We start from the raw sequence: 15,371 nt of genomic DNA on the forward strand, positions 1-15,371 counted from the left end.
AGCTAATGTACCTGTTTCTCAATAAACTCTATAATGTCAACTTTATTATCCGGAGCGAACCAGTTAATGGTATGGTCTCTTTTAAACCATGTGATCTGTCTTTTTGCATAATGCCGGGTATTTTTCTTAATGGCATCAACCGCTTGCTGCAATGTAAGCTTACCATCTATATAGTCAAAAAGCTCACTGTATCCTACGGTTTGCAAAGCATTGATGTTTCGGTAGGGGTAAAGGCTTTTTACTTCTTCCAGCAGCCCCTGCTCCATCATTGCGTCTACCCTTTTATTTATGTTATGGTATATTTCTTTGCGCGGAAGCTCAACGCCTATTTTTATAACGGAAAAATCTCTTTGCTTTTGCGGCAGGGAATGCCATTTTAAAATAGAAGTACCTGATGACAACTTTATTTCCAGCGCCCGCATCATCCTTTGAGGATTCTGCATTTCTCCTTTTGTATAAAATAACGGGTCGTGCTGCTGCAGCATTTCCCGCAACCAGCTTATGCCGAGCACATGGTACTGCTGTCTCACCCCTTGCCTCACCTCTTCTTTAACTTCCGGGATGTCGTCCATTCCGCAACAAAACGCTTTTATATACAGCCCGGTGCCACCCGCCATAACAGCGATATTGCGGCTGCCGAAAATTTCATCTACAGCCTGCAAAGCATAGGTTTCGAACACACCTGCATTTACCACTTCGTGTATGCTATGGGAATTGATAAAATAATGTTTGATTTTTTGTAAGTCGGCAGCATCCGGTTTGGCAACGCCGATATTCAGTTCCCGGTAGCATTGCCGTGAGTCTGCAGAAATGACCGCCGTATCAAAATATTCCGCCAATTGCAGGGACAGTGCTGTTTTACCTGCTGCTGTAGGGCCAACGATTATTATACAGGTTTTATCGGGCATTAAAAGAAGGGGTAAGTGCCGCCCGCCTGCCCGAATCTGGTCAGGCGGGCGTTCGGACGTGGTAAGTGATAAGAACGCTATACACAATCATACTTCTTCCTTATCGTCTGCCCCGCTTTCACCCTCTGTCGTAGTATCATCATCAGTACTATCGCCTTCTTCGCCAAAGCCCTCTACCCCTTTGGTAAGATCGTATTTTTCTTCCACATCTACGAAACGGTCGCCAAGTATGCTTTTTGTTCCATACTGGCTGGGGGCTATTCCTTCACTGCGGATAATGGCAGGATAGGTTAATTTAGGATTTTCATCCTTCGATACATTGATCAGCTCTACCAAAAAAGTCCAGTTCCGGGAAAAGTCATATACATAAATGAACTTTTCATTGGGATTGCGTATTTCGGAGCCAACGGTAGTAGCCGACATAATAAGCGGTTCGGCCTGGTATGGCTTATCGTATTTTTCGATGCTTATTTCACGTCCGCGCTGCCATTTGTCGTTACTTCTGTAAAACGTAGCCTGATGTTTATTGTCGAATTCAAAACTTTTTAAAATTATAAAGTGCAAATCTAAAAAAGACTGGGTGTGCTTAACGGCAATATCCCGGTAAATACTGTCATCTTCTTCAAAATATGCCCTGAACTTTAAAATAGCCATGTGTATTTTTTAGGTGTTGAATATCGTACAAGATTTGTCAAAAATAATATAAATCCCCGAGTATAATGTATACCCCTTTCGCACTGCATTACTTTACAGGTGTGAGGTTTAACTCCATAGCTTTTTTTAGCATATAATCATATGCAGCGTCATAATTGTTTTCTATTTCTCCATCCAGTATGGCATCTTTTATTGCACTTTTGATATCGCCCACTTTCTTGCAGGGCCCAATACCAAAAATATCCATGATCATTTCACCGGTGATGGGTGGCTGCCAGTTGCGTATCCGGTCTTTTTCCTCCACTTCATACAAACGCTGCCGCACCATTTCAAAATTATCGAGAAATCGTTTCACTTTTTGTTTATTCTTTGAAGTGATATCTGCTTTGCACAAAGTCATCAATGCTTCTATATCATCGCCCGCGTCAAACAAAAGCCTGCGTATGGCAGAATCGGTGATATTTTCTTTTGTAAGGCTGATGGGACGCAAATGCAGCTCTACCATTTTCTTTACGAAGCGCATTTTATTGTCCTGCGGAAGACGCAGCCTGGTAAATATTTTGGGGACCATCCTCCCCCCTACCACTTCATGCCCGTGAAATGTCCATCCGTGTCCTTCTTCAAATTTTTTTGTGGCCGGCTTGCCAATATCATGCAATACTGCTGCCCATCTCAGCCACAGGTCATCTGTATGTGCCGAAATATTATCCACCACCTGGAGGGTGTGATAAAAATTATCTTTATGACCCAACCCATCTATATATTCAGCGCCGGCAAGATCAACCATTTGCGGAAAAACCAGGTGCATTAAGCCTGACCTGTACATCAAATCCAGGCCAACAGAAGGTTTTTCACTGAGTAAAATTTTATTCAATTCATCGGTTATGCGTTCCTGCGATATAATGTGTATCCGTTCCACATTATCTTTTATCCCCTGCCACGTATCATTATCAATGGTAAATTGCAACTGTGAAGCAAAGCGAATGGCCCGCATCATACGCAAAGGATCATCACTAAAGGTTTGAGCAGGATCAAGCGGTGTTCTGATGATCTTATTTTTTATATCGGCTATTCCCCCAAAAGGATCAACAAGATCGCCGTAATGCTCTTTACTTAAGTTTACAGCCATCGCATTGATCGTAAAGTCTCTCCTGTTCTGATCATCATGCAATGTGCCGGGCACTACTTCGGGATTGCGGGAATGGTAGCGATAGCTTTCGCGCCTGGCACCCACAAACTCTATGTCAAATCCGTCTATCCGGATATGCGCTGTTCCGTAGTTTTTAAAAAAAGAAACTTTAGGCGGCGGAGAAAACTGTGCTGCGGTTTTATGTGCGAGGGCGATGCCATCGCCCACGCAAACAATGTCGGCGTCACTTGTTTGGCGCCCAATAAGCCTGTCGCGCACAAATCCACCAACGATATAGCAATCCATGTTCAACGCTTCTGCGGCATGGGCTATCTTCTTAAAAATAAATCTTTCCTTTTCCGTGCAATTGATAAACATATGAACACAAAGATGCAGAAGATGTCACTTTGTTTGAGCAATTTTTGGCAAAATATTCCTTTTCAGTCAGCCGCATTTTTATATATCCCTAAAGTTCCAGCAGGTTTTAACCCTGTTGCCTTTTTTGCAAAAAAGCATCGATAATTGCTTTTACATTCATCACCTGTCTTTTGTGATCAATACGGTTGGCTATTACAGGGTTTACCGCGTTCATTACGTGATAGCTTTGGTGAATAAGGGTCTCTATCGCTTTTGCCCCTTCCCCCGATAAGCCGGCTTCCAGCACCGCATTTTCTTCCTGTTGTTCAAAATCGGCCTCAATATCTTCAAGGTCATCAACAATAAGATAATATGTGATCAAAGCATACCATGCATCCACCAGCTTCTTTTTTAATGCATCATTAAACTCAAAATAGCACAGGCTGAACAGGTAAGCATCGGCGCGGGTGAGGGATTTGAACGGCGTGCCCAGTGTTACACCGGCTTTTTCCTTTTCTCCCGAAAAATAATAAATAAGATCCTGCAGAAAGGATGGATTTTTACAGTGCGGCTTTGTTAAGGCAATGCACTCTGCAATATGTTCTTCAAAATTAATTTCTTTATGCTCAAGCTTTGCCGCGCTGTGCAATATGCTTTCCATCAACTGCAGATGCGGTTCCGACAGCAATTCGGATTTTTGAAGCCCTAACCGCAATTGCAGATCCATATACAGGGGTATAAACAAATAACCGGGCATCGGTATAATATACAACAGCCGGTTCTTCCAGTACAAATTATTGGCAGGTACTTTTCGGTCAATCAAAAACTTCCCTATTTCCATGTCAACACCATAACCCAGCTTAAGATCATCCTTGCTTGTAAACATTGGTAAAAATTTTCTTTAGTCTTTTGTATAGTAACCTGCTGAATATTGATTTGAACCCTCAGTATGTTACAACAACCCACATGGCGCATCAATTTGGCATATGATACAGCTCATTTCTTTTTCGCTGGGCCCTGGCATTTAAGGAATCCATCATTGTTTTAAAAATACCGGTATGAGACCTGTAAAAATCATAGCTCTCTTTAAATTGCGCTTCTGTTATTTCATGCAATAAAAAAATCTTCTGGTATTCTTTCTGGATCTCAGCTTCCCTGCTTTTGGAAGAATCCTTTGCTACATAAGCATTCACAAACTCTTCGGCCATTGTTATTTCAAAAAGGATATTCCCCATTTCATGCGGCTGTATAACATCATCCGGAACTTTGTTCCGTGAACAGCCTGTTAATAAAAGAACTGCCAGCACAATATATAAACCCATCCTCATTTTAATTCCTGTTTATACCGGTCTGCATTAGAAATATCCAGTCTTTGCAACAGCTCCGAAGCCCTGACTCTTTCCTGTGGCGGTGATTTTTTAAACAGCTTCGACAATTCTTCACTTCTTCCCAGGAAGAAAAACTGAAGCGCCATAAGATTGCGGTTATCTGTACTGAGCGTATTTAAATGATTGAGGCTGTTAAGGATCTGCTGCCGCGCTTCATTTTCATTTTCATACATTTTATCCATACCCAACCGGTAATAGGCATAATATGCATCATGCAGCAATGAATATTTGCTGTTGTTGAAATTTTCAGCCAGCCAATACCTGTTGCGCTGCCCGTCGAAGGCTTTCCAGCCGGTAATATTACGGCCATCGGGGGCGTTGGTCACTATATTCTGAGCTCTTTTAAAATACGGATCGCCACCTCTGGGCGAAAAAGAATCGTAATCAAGCCCAAGTATCATGTAAACATAATACGCAAATATGGCGGTAAGATTAGAGGCTGCGGGGTCTGTGCCCATTATATTGCTCTCATTGAATTCTACCTGCTGAAATTCAATGTACTTAAAGGTTACATCATTGTCCTGGAAGTTGATAAGGGGCGAAACATAACCACTGTTATATACCGGGCGGCCTGCTTGTATCGTTAAAACGGCCCTGTATACATTAGGCTCAATATCCTGTGTGAGATTTAAAAGAAAATTACAAACGATTTTTTCCTGCTGCTGATACGTATCATTTGTCCATTTTCTGTTATTAAGAAAACTGGTTAATGCCGTTTGCAAAGTTTGAAATGCTTTTTTATCAACCGAGCTTTTAATCTGTCCGGCCATTACAGACACTTTAGCATTCAACTCCTGTGCTGAAACGCAGCAGCAGAACAGCAACCCAACCAATAAAACTGAAACTTTATGCATGAATGTATTCAATTATATAATCAACGATATCTTTAGCCACAGCGGTTTTGGGTTTCAGGTCAAAGGTCTTCTCCCCGCCCTTTCTGTCAAAAACAGTTACCTTGTTCGTATCCTTTCCAAAACCCGCACCCTCATCACGCAATGAGTTAAGTACAATAATGTCGGCATTCTTTTGCTGTAATTTGGTCAATGCATTTTCACGTTCGTTATGGGTTTCGAGCGCAAAGCCGGCCAATACCTGGTCATCTCTTTTCTTTTGTCCAAGGCTTTTTAAAATATCGGGTGTTTTTTTCAGTACTACAGACCAGCTTTCTTCTTTTTTCTTTATCTTTTCGGTGGCTATAGCAACGGGCGAGTAATCGGCCACCGCAGCTGCCATTACGGCAATGTCTGTTTCTCCCAAAACCCGGTGACAGGCATCATGCATTTCACCGGCGGTTTGCACCCGCACTACATTTAACCCGTCCAAATATAATGCTCCCGGCGCCGGGCCCAATACCAGGGTGACCTCTGCCCCGCTGTTTAAAAATTCCCTGGCAATGGCCACCCCCATTTTTCCGCTGGAATGATTGCCGATAAAACGAACCGGGTCAATATGTTCGTAGGTTGGCCCGGCTGTAACCAGTACCTTTTTCCCATTCAGCCTTGCGGCATCTTTGAAATGCTGAAGCAGGTATTCTATTATTGTTTCAGGCTCAGCCATCCGTCCTTCGCCAAATAAGCCACTTGCCAGTTCACCATTGGATACCGGAACAATACTGTTGCCATAAGATGCGAGGGTTTGGAGATTACGCCCGGTAGCAGGGTGCTTCCACATGTCTTCATCCATGGCAGGCGCAAGCATTACCGGGCAGGTTGCCGAAAGATAAACAGACAACAATAAGTTGTCACAAATCCCTGCAGCCATTTTAGCGAGGGTATTGCAGCTTAGAGGGGCTACCAGCATCATATCGGCCCAGCGGCCCAGCATTACATGATTGGCCCAGGTGTCTTCCTTAAAGATATCAATCAGTACAGGATTTTTTGAAAGCGTTGACAAGGTAATGGGTGATATAAAATCTTTTGCAGCCGGTGTCATTACTACTTTTACTTCGGCGCCTTCTTTTATAAGGCTTCTTACCAGCAACACGGCTTTATAAGCAGCAATACTGCCCGTAATACCCAATACAATTTTTTTTCCCTTTAGCATTTTATATTTCTTGTAATAAGGTGCTGCATCAAGTGTGCCCTAAAAATACAAAAGCGGCAGGTATTAATTGCCGCAAAAGAGTTTAAAAGTACAGCCTGTAAAAACTTTAACTGAACAGGTCGTTATCGCTTTTACGATAATAAATTTTATCATCAAAAAACTCCTGTGTTGCGAGTAGTGCAGGGTTAGGCATCCTTTCATAAGCCTTGGATATCTCTATCTGCTCTTTATTTTCGTGAATTTCTTCCAGACTATCTGTATGACTGGCAAACTCTTCTAGCTTATTATGAAGCTCCTCTTTAAGTGCTATATTGATCTGGTTGGCTCTTTTGCCAATAATAGCAATAGATTCGTATAAATTCCCCGTCTTACTCTTAATATCAATCACATTCCTGGTTTCTACTACATTGGCAGTAGTATTTGCCCCCCATTGTTTTCTTAATCTGCTCATTGAGAAATGGTTTTTAAATTGTTTTGCGACAAAGTTAAGTAACGTTCCGCTTCTTTCAACAGTTTACTTTCGGGAAACCTGTCCTGGAAATCCTGGGCCTCTTCTATTGCCTGTCCATAACGCTCATTTTGCTTATCCGGTATGCTCATAGAGGCATATTTATAATACGACTTTACTACCCAAAGCTTAAATTCATCTGCATTGGGTGCATCCGGGTAGCTGTTCAGCAGTGTTGAGAAGGAAATAGCTGCCGCCTTGTACTGCCCCAGGTTATAATACAACTCAGCGCTGTTATAATCCTTGGTTATCAATTTGCTATAACATTGTGCTATGATCTCCTGGGCTTCTTTATTGCGCTCAGATCCCGGATGCGTATTGATAAAAGTCTGCATTTGTCCCATAGCTTTTATGGTATTGGTTTGATCCAATTCAGGCCTTGGCGACTGCTTAAAATAACAAAAGCCGTGCATAAAGTCTACTTCTTCCGCTTTGGCACTATTGGGAAAATATTCAAGAAAGCTTTTAAAAAGGTTTTCGGCACTGATATAATCTTTCAGATAATAGGCACAATAGGCAAATTTATAATGAATATCTTCAAATTTGTTAGAGCCCTTGAACACAGGGAACAGGTCTTCGTATAACTGCTGGGCAAAGCGATATTTCTTCTTCACAAAGTATTGATCCGCCATTCTGAGCTTATACTCATAATCCTTGCTTTTCATTACTTTAGAAAATTTCGAGCAGGACGAAAAAATACAAACTGCGCCAACCAGCAAAAAAAGATATTTAACTACTCTCATAAAAGGCGGGCAAAAATAATTGTTTTATAATACAATCTGGGTGAATAAATGTAAACTTCTGATATTTAGCAACACGTTAAGGTATTGATAAAAAAAAGCTGGCTGCAGTTTGTTTGCTGAGCCAGCTTTGAGATATCATCATTATTTATTGATAATCAAATTATTACCCTCTTCTTCTCAGGTTAGGATGTGGTGCAGGAACTGTATTTGGACCTTCATCGCTTATGTCGGCTGCCCTAAGATCTACGGTATTGCAGTCTCCGCCGATTTCACCATATTTAAATATTAGCCGGTCGGAGCTGATACCCTGTTTTTCTACCAGATAGTTAATGACTACATTTACCCTGTCCCAGCTCAATTGTTGTGAAGACTTGGAAGGCTCACAGGTATAGCTTGTTACCACCACCCTGCAATTGGGGTTTTGACGAAGCCTGTCTGCTACATTAGCCAGCACGGCTTCAGCATCCTGTGAAATTTTAAATGCTTTGGCATTAAAGGAAATGCTCGGTAAATCGCCTATTCCGCAGTCACTGCCTCCCCTTTTAGCAACATATCCCTCGAAGCATGACTCATCGGGGCAGGGGCATTTGCCTACACCATCGGCATCAACCGGCTGACAAACTGTTGGTGTTATCAATTCCTTGTCTTTATAGTCAGGCACACCGTCGCCGTCTGTATCCCTGCTCACACCGTGTGTATCAACCGAGGCTCCGGCAGGGGTATTGGGCTCCATATCAAACTGATCGGCAACGCCATCACCATCAGCATCATCCAATACCGGCTTGGGTATTTTCATATGCCTGGGAGAATTGAGCTCGCTGTAGGCATAGTCCAATGGGTTGAGCCACCACAGCGGCTGAACAGCCTTTGAACCGATATTGATGTTTAGTCCCAAGCTGGCATAATTATATACATCATTGCTTGGGGTAAGTACCCTGCCTGCAACAGGATTTCCCGGAGTACTGGTATTTTGCCAGCGAACGCCATCCAGCAGATCATCTCCCGTGAAAGTTAACCTGTCTTCGATGGCCAGATTTAACCTGTCGCTTAATTTTATGGCAACTCCTGCGCCTACTGTTCTGGAAAAACGAAGTGTTTTACCAAAAAGCTTTGCTCTTGCATTGCCTTCATTTTCAGCAAGTGTATTGTAGCTTCCGGCATCAAGCAGATTTTTAACATCCTTAATGGTTTGCCTCCTGTCTTTATAAACATTGCTCACTCCTATCGTACTGAAATTGTACACACCAGTACCCGGTGTAACATTGGTTTTTGTTTCATATACGGTGGCACCCAAGCCTGCGAGTGCATACACTACAAATCCTGTTTTACCTTTATGAAAACGGATATTGTTGAAAGTAAACACACCCTGCAATGACAGATCCTGAACATTTGCCTTATAGTTATCAAAAACGGTTTGTCCGGCACCGTAGCCTGCGTCGCGCCAATGGTTGGCAAATCCACTCGTTCTTTCCTTCCAGTTCACGCCTCTTGCCATACCATATACGTATTCAGCCCGCACAGAAAACAGGTAACCCAGCGCCTTTCTTACATGTACGCCAAATCCCGGTGTAGGAAACTGCGATGCCACATCTCCCAATATATTAAACGTTCCTATTTTTAACCCCAGTTCCCACTGGCTTCTTGGCTTTGCAGGAAAATTATACTGGTTATTCAAAAACTCGTTATGCTGGCCCAGTCTTTTTGAAGGAATTAAAGAAGAATCTCTCCAGTCATAACTACCGGTGGTTTCCTGGGCAAACAGGTATGTCGTCAGCAAAGTAAAAACCCCCAGTAGTAAGAAAATCCTTTTGGTTGCCATAATGTCTAAAATATTAGTGAGTGAATACGGTGATCTTACAAAAGGTTATATGCAAAAGTATTGATTGAGTGTCAAATACCAAATTTTTTAAAAATAATAAATTACACAGTTAACTTGCAGTGTTTTACGTCAGACAGCAGACTGAACGTATTGGTTGCAACATTTATGCCTTTTTTTATAAGATGAATACAGCAAAGCGAATTATATCGGATGAACTGGCGGTTTTTGAATCAAAATTCAAGGCTTCAGTAAAAAGCAATGTTCCTTTGCTCGATAGGATCATGCAGTACATTGTAAAGCGGAAGGGGAAGCAACTCAGGCCTATGTTTGTTTTACTTTCGGCCAAACTTGCCGGCGGCATCAACGATTCAACTTACCGTGCAGCTTCCCTGGTGGAATTGTTACATACTGCTACTCTCGTACATGATGATGTGGTGGATGAATCGTATGAAAGAAGGGGATTTTTTTCTACATATGCTTTATGGAAAACCAAGGTTTCTGTTCTCGTGGGCGATTATTTGCTCAGCAAGGGGTTGCTTTTATCCCTGAACGGACAGGATTATCGCATACTGCATATTCTTTCCGATGCAGTACGTCAGATGAGCGAAGGAGAACTTTTACAAATCGAAAAAGCACGGGGACTGAACCTGAATGAGGATATTTATTTTGAAATTATCAAAACCAAAACAGCTTCTTTGCTGGCCTCGGCATGTGCAGCAGGGGGCTGGTCGGGATCCCGGGATGAAGACATCACGGAAAAACTGAGGCAATTCGGAGAATATACAGGTATGGCTTTCCAGATAAAAGATGATCTCTTTGATTACGGAACCGATAGCATCGGCAAACCAACCGGCAACGATATTAAAGAAAAAAAAATTACGCTTCCTTTAATATATACGCTAAACCATGCCACCCCTTCAAAACGAAGAGAGCTCATATATATAATAAAGAACCAGAACCGCAGGAAAGAGAAAGTGAATTATGTGATAGAAAACGTAAAACAAACCGGAGGAATTGAATACGGGGAGCAAAAGATGCTGGAATACAGGGAAAAGGCACTTCTGGTGCTGCATGAATTTCCTCCCTCAGAAATGCGCGATGCATTGGAAGAAATGGTAAATTACACAACCGACAGAAAGCATTAGTTAGCCAAATAAACACCAATGGAAAAACGATGGCATATACTTGAGGCTCCCGAAAATAAAGTGAAGCATCTATTCAATGCGCTTACCATACATCCGGCGCTGTGTAAAATACTAATACAAAGAGGAATTGAGACCTACGATCAGGCTAAAGATTATTTCCGCCCCCAACTGTCAGACCTGCATAATCCTATGCTGATGAAAGATATGAACAAGGCAGTAGGGAGAATCGTTACCGCTTTTGAAAAAAAAGAAAAAATCCTCGTATTTGGTGATTACGACGTAGACGGCACCACGGCGGTATCATGCATGTTCCGTTTTCTGCAAAAAATCTACATCTCCGAAAATGTGGAATTTTACATTCCCCATCGTTATCGTGAAGGCTATGGCGTTTCCAGGGAAGGTATTGACTACGCTCTTGAGAATAATATTACCCTTATCATAGCCCTGGATTGCGGTATTAAATCGGTAGAACTTGTGCGGTATGCCGGGTTGGTGGGCGTTGATTTTATTATTTGCGATCATCATTTGCCCGACGAGGAACTTCCGCCTGCTGCTGCCATATTAAATCCCAAACAAAAAGATTGCCCCTATCCGTACAAAGAATTATGCGGGTGCGGGGTAGGGTTTAAGCTCATTTGCGCGCTAAGCCGGCATCTGGGGCTCAACGAAAACGAATGCTTTAATTATCTCGACCTGGTGGCAACCGCCATTGCAGCCGACATTGTACCCATGACGGGGGAAAACAGGATACTTGCCTATTATGGCGTAAAGCAGGTAAACGAAAACCCCTCACCCGGCATAAAGGCGCTTATTGAATTAAGCGGACTTCAAAAATCAACGATCCATATTACCAACCTTGTTTTTGTTATAGCCCCGCGTATAAATGCTGCCGGGCGCATGGATGATGCACGTAAAGCCGTTCAGTTGTTCATTGAAGAAGATTACGCAAAAGCCATTGTATATGCCGGCATGCTTCATTCCGACAATGATGAAAGAAAAGAAGCCGACAGCAGCATCACAGAGCAGGCCTTAAGTATTATTGAAAGCGATGAAACACTGGTACAGCGGCAAACAACGGTGGTTTACCAGCCGCACTGGCATAAAGGAGTGGTGGGTATTGTAGCTTCCAGGCTTATAGAAAAATACTACCGGCCTACTGTAGTGCTAACACAAAGTGGCGAAATAGTGGCCGGCAGCGCCCGGAGTGTGCCCGGTTTTAATTTATACGAGGCCGTTCATGCCTGCCGGCAGCACTTACTGGGATATGGCGGGCATTTTGCAGCGGCCGGCATGACGATGCGTCCCGAACATGTAGAGGCTTTCAGCAACAAATTTGAAGAAGTAGTTAAAGCTCAGATCAAACCTGCCCAACGCATCCCCGTTCTTTTTATTGATGCGGAAATTGAACTTGCCGATATTAAACCGGTTTTGTATAAGATCATCTGCCAGATGGAGCCTTTCGGACCCGAAAACCTGCGACCCGTTTTTGTATGCAGGAAAATTACAGACACCGGCTATTCCAGAATTGTGAAGGAACAACATATTAAATTTTCAATAAAGCAGAACAATACAGTAATGAACGGCATTGGATTTAATATGGTACAGCATTTCGGCATACTCCAATCCCAAAAGCCTGTTGATATTGTTTTTACTATTGACGAAAATGAATGGAACGGCGAAAAGAGCCTGCAATTAAAAGTGATTGATCTCAGACTGAGCAGCAATTGAAAAAATGGCTTAATTATATAAAATTATACGGGTATTTTGCCCTCAACTGGAACCCGGTTCTTGCCGGTTTTATTTTGATGCATGAAATAAGAGGAGAAAAAAGATTCGGGATTGATACTTCCAAACCCATTGAATTATCACAGCTTACCATTACCGGCGGAGATATCCGGCATTCATCAAGATACGAGGCGGTAAATTTTTATATACTGGAAGCTTTGCTGAAGCGGTTGCGTGAAATTTGTGCCGACAACTCTTTTACCGACCTTGGCTGTGGAAAAGGAAGGGCGATGGTGGTGGCGGCTCATTATGGATTTACATCAATTAAAGGCGTAGACTTTGCACAGGAAGTGTGCAGCATTGCAGAACAGCATATGCAAAAGATCAGTTCTCAGTTTCCTCTAATGGAATACAAAGTTTTATGTAAGAATGTACTGGAATATGATATACAGCCCAACGAATCTGTTTTCTTTATGTTCAATCCCTTTAGCGATGACACCATATCAGGGTTCCTCGAAAAAGTAAATGTTTCAATAGAGCAATACCCCCGCACGATTTATTTTTTATACGTGAGCCCGAGGTATATAGAAACATTTTTCGAATTTGAATATGAGCCTGTATACCGTAAAAGAAAGCTGAAGTGGCTGGATGGTGTGATACTGAAAAAAGAAAGTACAGCATAGCGTTTTCAACAAAAAAGCATAAAAGCAAATGTCCGGAACAATAACCCGGGCATTTGCTTTTATTGATTAATTATCAGCTCTCCAGAATGATCTTACCTTTCTGCGTTCCGCTCATCAGTTCCACACTTCGGTTAATAAAATCTGTAAGATTGTTCCCTTTCAGCAAACCCTGCGATAATAAGGCCAGGTCGGCCAGGTTGTGCACAACCTTTTCTTTTTTAGCTTTATCGTTTTCCTGTAATACAGTTTGAAAAACGGGGTGATTGCCGTTAACAGTAAGCGTTACCTCATCCGGCATATTGGTATAAAAACCGGCCATGGGCCCGCCTGCGGCGGCCATATCTTTCATGCGCCGCATAAACTCGGGGCGCGTGGCAACTACCGGCGGAGCATCAGCATTCAGCCCTTTCACTTCAACAGACATATTGATCTCGGGCCTTTGAACGTTAAACAGATCTTTTAATGCATCGGCGTCTTCCTTGCTGAGTACGGTTTCCCCGGCTTCCTGTTTATCAATAAGATTATCGGCAATATCTGCATCCACACGGGTAAAATGCACATTCTCCCATTTGTTCTCTACCTGGCTTATGAATGCAGCGTCTACCAGGGTTTCCATTTTTACAACCTTATATCCTTTGGCTTTGGCCTGCTGAATATATGCATCCTGCTGCACCGGGTTAGTGGTGTACAATATCACCAGCTTTCCATCTTTGTTCTTTTGTAAGGCTTCTGTTGCGGTCCTGTACTCTTCAAGCGTATAAAATTTTCCATCTTCCACATCTTCAAATACATGGAACTTATTGGCCCTTTCCAGGAACTTATCGTCGGTCATCATACCATACTTCACGAACAGGCCGATATGTTCCCATTTTTCTTCAAACGCTTTCCTGTCCCTGTTAAATATTTCTTCCAGTTTATCGGCAACCTTTTTAGTGATATGATTGTTGATCTTTCTCACATTGGGATCGCCCTGCAAATAGCTCCGGCTTACATTGAGCGGTATATCCGGCGAATCAATCACGCCCTGGAGCAACATTAAGAATTCGGGCACAATATCTTTTACTTCTTCGGTAACAAATACCTGGTTGCTGTACAGTTGAATTTTATCTTTTTGTATTTCATAGCTCTGCTTAATTTTGGGGAAGTACAATATACCGGTAAGGTTGAACGGGTAGTCCACATTCAGATGGATCCAGAAAAGCGGTGTTTCGTTGAAAGGATATAGCTCCTTATAGAAATTCTGGTAATCTTCTGTTGTCAGTTCAGAAGGTTTTTTGGTCCATGCGGGAGCAGTATTGTTGATCTGCTTGTCTTCAAAGAAAATAGGGATGGGTAAGAACCGGCAAAATTTTTCCAGTATCTGCCTGATTTTTCCTGCCTCTAAAAATTCCTTGTTTTCTTCATTAATATGAAGCACAATATTGGTACCCCTGTCCGGCCTGTCCGTTTCTTCGAGTGTAAAGGCCGGGCTGCCATCACATTCCCACCTTACAGCCGGCTTATCCTGGTATGACTGTGTTATTACTTCAACCTTATCGCTCACCATAAAGGAAGAATAGAAGCCCAGCCCGAAATGACCTATGATATTGCTTTCATTTTGTCCCTTATATTTTTCCAGGAACTCTTCCGCACCGCTAAACGCTACCTGGTTAAGGTATTTGTCTACTTCTTCTGAAGTCATTCCCACGCCTTTATCAGAAATGGTGAGGGTTTTACCTTCGGAATCCAGCTTTACATCTATCCGCAATTCACCCAATTCGCCTTTGGCCTCTCCGATGGAAGACAGTGTTTTTAGTTTTTGAGTGGCGTCAACGGCATTGCTGACCAGTTCCCTTAAAAAAATATCGTGTTCGCTGTAAAGAAATTTTTTAATGATAGGGAATATGTTTTCCGTTTGTACCCTTATGTTTCCTTTTTGCATAATGCTTAGATTCAGTTAAGTTATAAATAGCAGGAACCAGCAGACAAATAAAATGCCACTGATAGATTTACTGACAGGTTGACAACCGGGGGTAGGCGTAAGGTGCAGGGGTTAGGGTATAGGGTAAAAATGCTTTGCCGGCATAACGCACCATGTTTTTTATGCCTTATCTTCCAGGCCTTTGCATCTATATGCATTTGCAATCTGCAAGTTTCAGGTTACAGGTTGCCTTACGCCTCTTACCCTGTGCCTTCTACCTACATAAATATTTCCATAAGATATAGCAAAAAAAACTACCTTTGCACCCCATATTTTTTTAAACCAAAATTCAGGGTAATGAACAATTAT

At 42.4% G+C, this 15,371-nt stretch carries 14 protein-coding genes; 3 read left to right on the plus strand and 11 right to left on the minus strand.

Translation table 11 applies throughout. The annotated features are described in order from the left end of the window. Positions 1 to 2: 2 nt before the first annotated feature. From miaA to PLH26_RS01705, 10 genes are all read right to left on the minus strand, one after another. On the minus strand, positions 3 to 908 hold the full coding sequence (gene miaA / locus PLH26_RS01660; RefSeq protein ID WP_324584235.1) for a tRNA (adenosine(37)-N6)-dimethylallyltransferase MiaA: 906 nt from the start codon (positions 906 to 908) through the stop codon (positions 3 to 5). 87 nt (positions 909 to 995) lie between these two features. Next, a complete protein-coding gene (locus PLH26_RS01665) occupies positions 996 to 1,562 on the minus strand; it encodes an IS1096 element passenger TnpR family protein (protein WP_324584236.1) in 567 nt (188 codons plus the stop codon). Between the two features lie 88 nt (positions 1,563 to 1,650). After that, complete coding sequence (locus PLH26_RS01670; RefSeq protein ID WP_324584237.1) at positions 1,651 to 3,069, minus strand: CCA tRNA nucleotidyltransferase; 1,419 nt, start codon at positions 3,067 to 3,069, stop codon at positions 1,651 to 1,653. 106 nt (positions 3,070 to 3,175) lie between these two features. Next, a complete protein-coding gene (locus tag PLH26_RS01675; protein ID WP_324584238.1) occupies positions 3,176 to 3,934 on the minus strand; it encodes a hypothetical protein in 759 nt (252 codons plus the stop codon). 88 nt (positions 3,935 to 4,022) lie between these two features. Further along, on the minus strand, positions 4,023 to 4,376 hold the full coding sequence (locus PLH26_RS01680) for a DUF4296 domain-containing protein (protein WP_324584239.1): 354 nt from the start codon (positions 4,374 to 4,376) through the stop codon (positions 4,023 to 4,025). Further along, positions 4,373 to 5,290, minus strand: coding sequence for a type IX secretion system protein PorD (porD, locus tag PLH26_RS01685; protein ID WP_324584240.1), 918 nt, complete (start codon positions 5,288 to 5,290; stop codon positions 4,373 to 4,375). Before porD ends, PLH26_RS01680 begins: the two co-directional genes overlap by 4 nt. Further along, on the minus strand, positions 5,283 to 6,479 hold the full coding sequence (gene coaBC, locus PLH26_RS01690) for a bifunctional phosphopantothenoylcysteine decarboxylase/phosphopantothenate--cysteine ligase CoaBC (RefSeq protein WP_324584241.1): 1,197 nt from the start codon (positions 6,477 to 6,479) through the stop codon (positions 5,283 to 5,285). The genes porD and coaBC overlap by 8 nt, the downstream gene beginning before the upstream one ends. A gap of 106 nt (positions 6,480 to 6,585) precedes the next feature. Continuing rightward, a complete protein-coding gene (locus PLH26_RS01695) occupies positions 6,586 to 6,930 on the minus strand; it encodes a DNA-directed RNA polymerase subunit omega (RefSeq protein ID WP_324584242.1) in 345 nt (114 codons plus the stop codon). Beyond that, entirely contained in the window at positions 6,927 to 7,730 is an 804-nt protein-coding gene (locus tag PLH26_RS01700) for an outer membrane protein assembly factor BamD (RefSeq protein WP_324584243.1), read from the minus strand. The genes PLH26_RS01695 and PLH26_RS01700 overlap by 4 nt, the downstream gene beginning before the upstream one ends. 163 nt (positions 7,731 to 7,893) lie before the next feature. Then, positions 7,894 to 9,549 (minus strand): OmpA family protein, encoded by a 1,656-nt coding sequence (locus PLH26_RS01705; RefSeq protein WP_324584244.1) that lies wholly within the window; start codon positions 9,547 to 9,549, stop codon positions 7,894 to 7,896. A 182-nt stretch (positions 9,550 to 9,731) separates the two neighbouring features. Here PLH26_RS01705 and PLH26_RS01710 point away from each other — a divergent pair, with 182 nt between their 5' ends. The 3 genes from PLH26_RS01710 to PLH26_RS01720 are packed head-to-tail and all read left to right on the plus strand — an operon-like array spanning position 9,732 to position 13,102. After that, positions 9,732 to 10,694: a polyprenyl synthetase family protein gene (locus tag PLH26_RS01710; RefSeq protein ID WP_324584245.1), complete on the plus strand. Its 963-nt coding sequence runs from the start codon at positions 9,732 to 9,734 to the stop codon at positions 10,692 to 10,694. An 18-nt stretch (positions 10,695 to 10,712) separates the two neighbouring features. Continuing rightward, the gene (gene recJ, locus PLH26_RS01715; protein WP_324584246.1) at positions 10,713 to 12,422 is read left to right on the plus strand and encodes a single-stranded-DNA-specific exonuclease RecJ; all 1,710 of its coding nucleotides are present in this window, start codon (positions 10,713 to 10,715) and stop codon (positions 12,420 to 12,422) included. After that, on the plus strand, positions 12,419 to 13,102 hold the full coding sequence (locus tag PLH26_RS01720) for a class I SAM-dependent methyltransferase (RefSeq protein WP_324584247.1): 684 nt from the start codon (positions 12,419 to 12,421) through the stop codon (positions 13,100 to 13,102). Before recJ ends, PLH26_RS01720 begins: the two co-directional genes overlap by 4 nt. Before the next feature lie 73 nt (positions 13,103 to 13,175). Here PLH26_RS01720 and htpG read toward each other — a convergent pair whose 3' ends face one another. Beyond that, a complete protein-coding gene (htpG, locus tag PLH26_RS01725; protein WP_349770411.1) occupies positions 13,176 to 15,023 on the minus strand; it encodes a molecular chaperone HtpG in 1,848 nt (615 codons plus the stop codon). Positions 15,024 to 15,371: the final 348 nt, after the last annotated feature.

Source organism: Agriterribacter sp. (genome assembly GCF_035444585.1).
In the GTDB taxonomy this organism is placed as follows: Bacteria; Bacteroidota; Bacteroidia; order Chitinophagales; family Chitinophagaceae; genus Agriterribacter.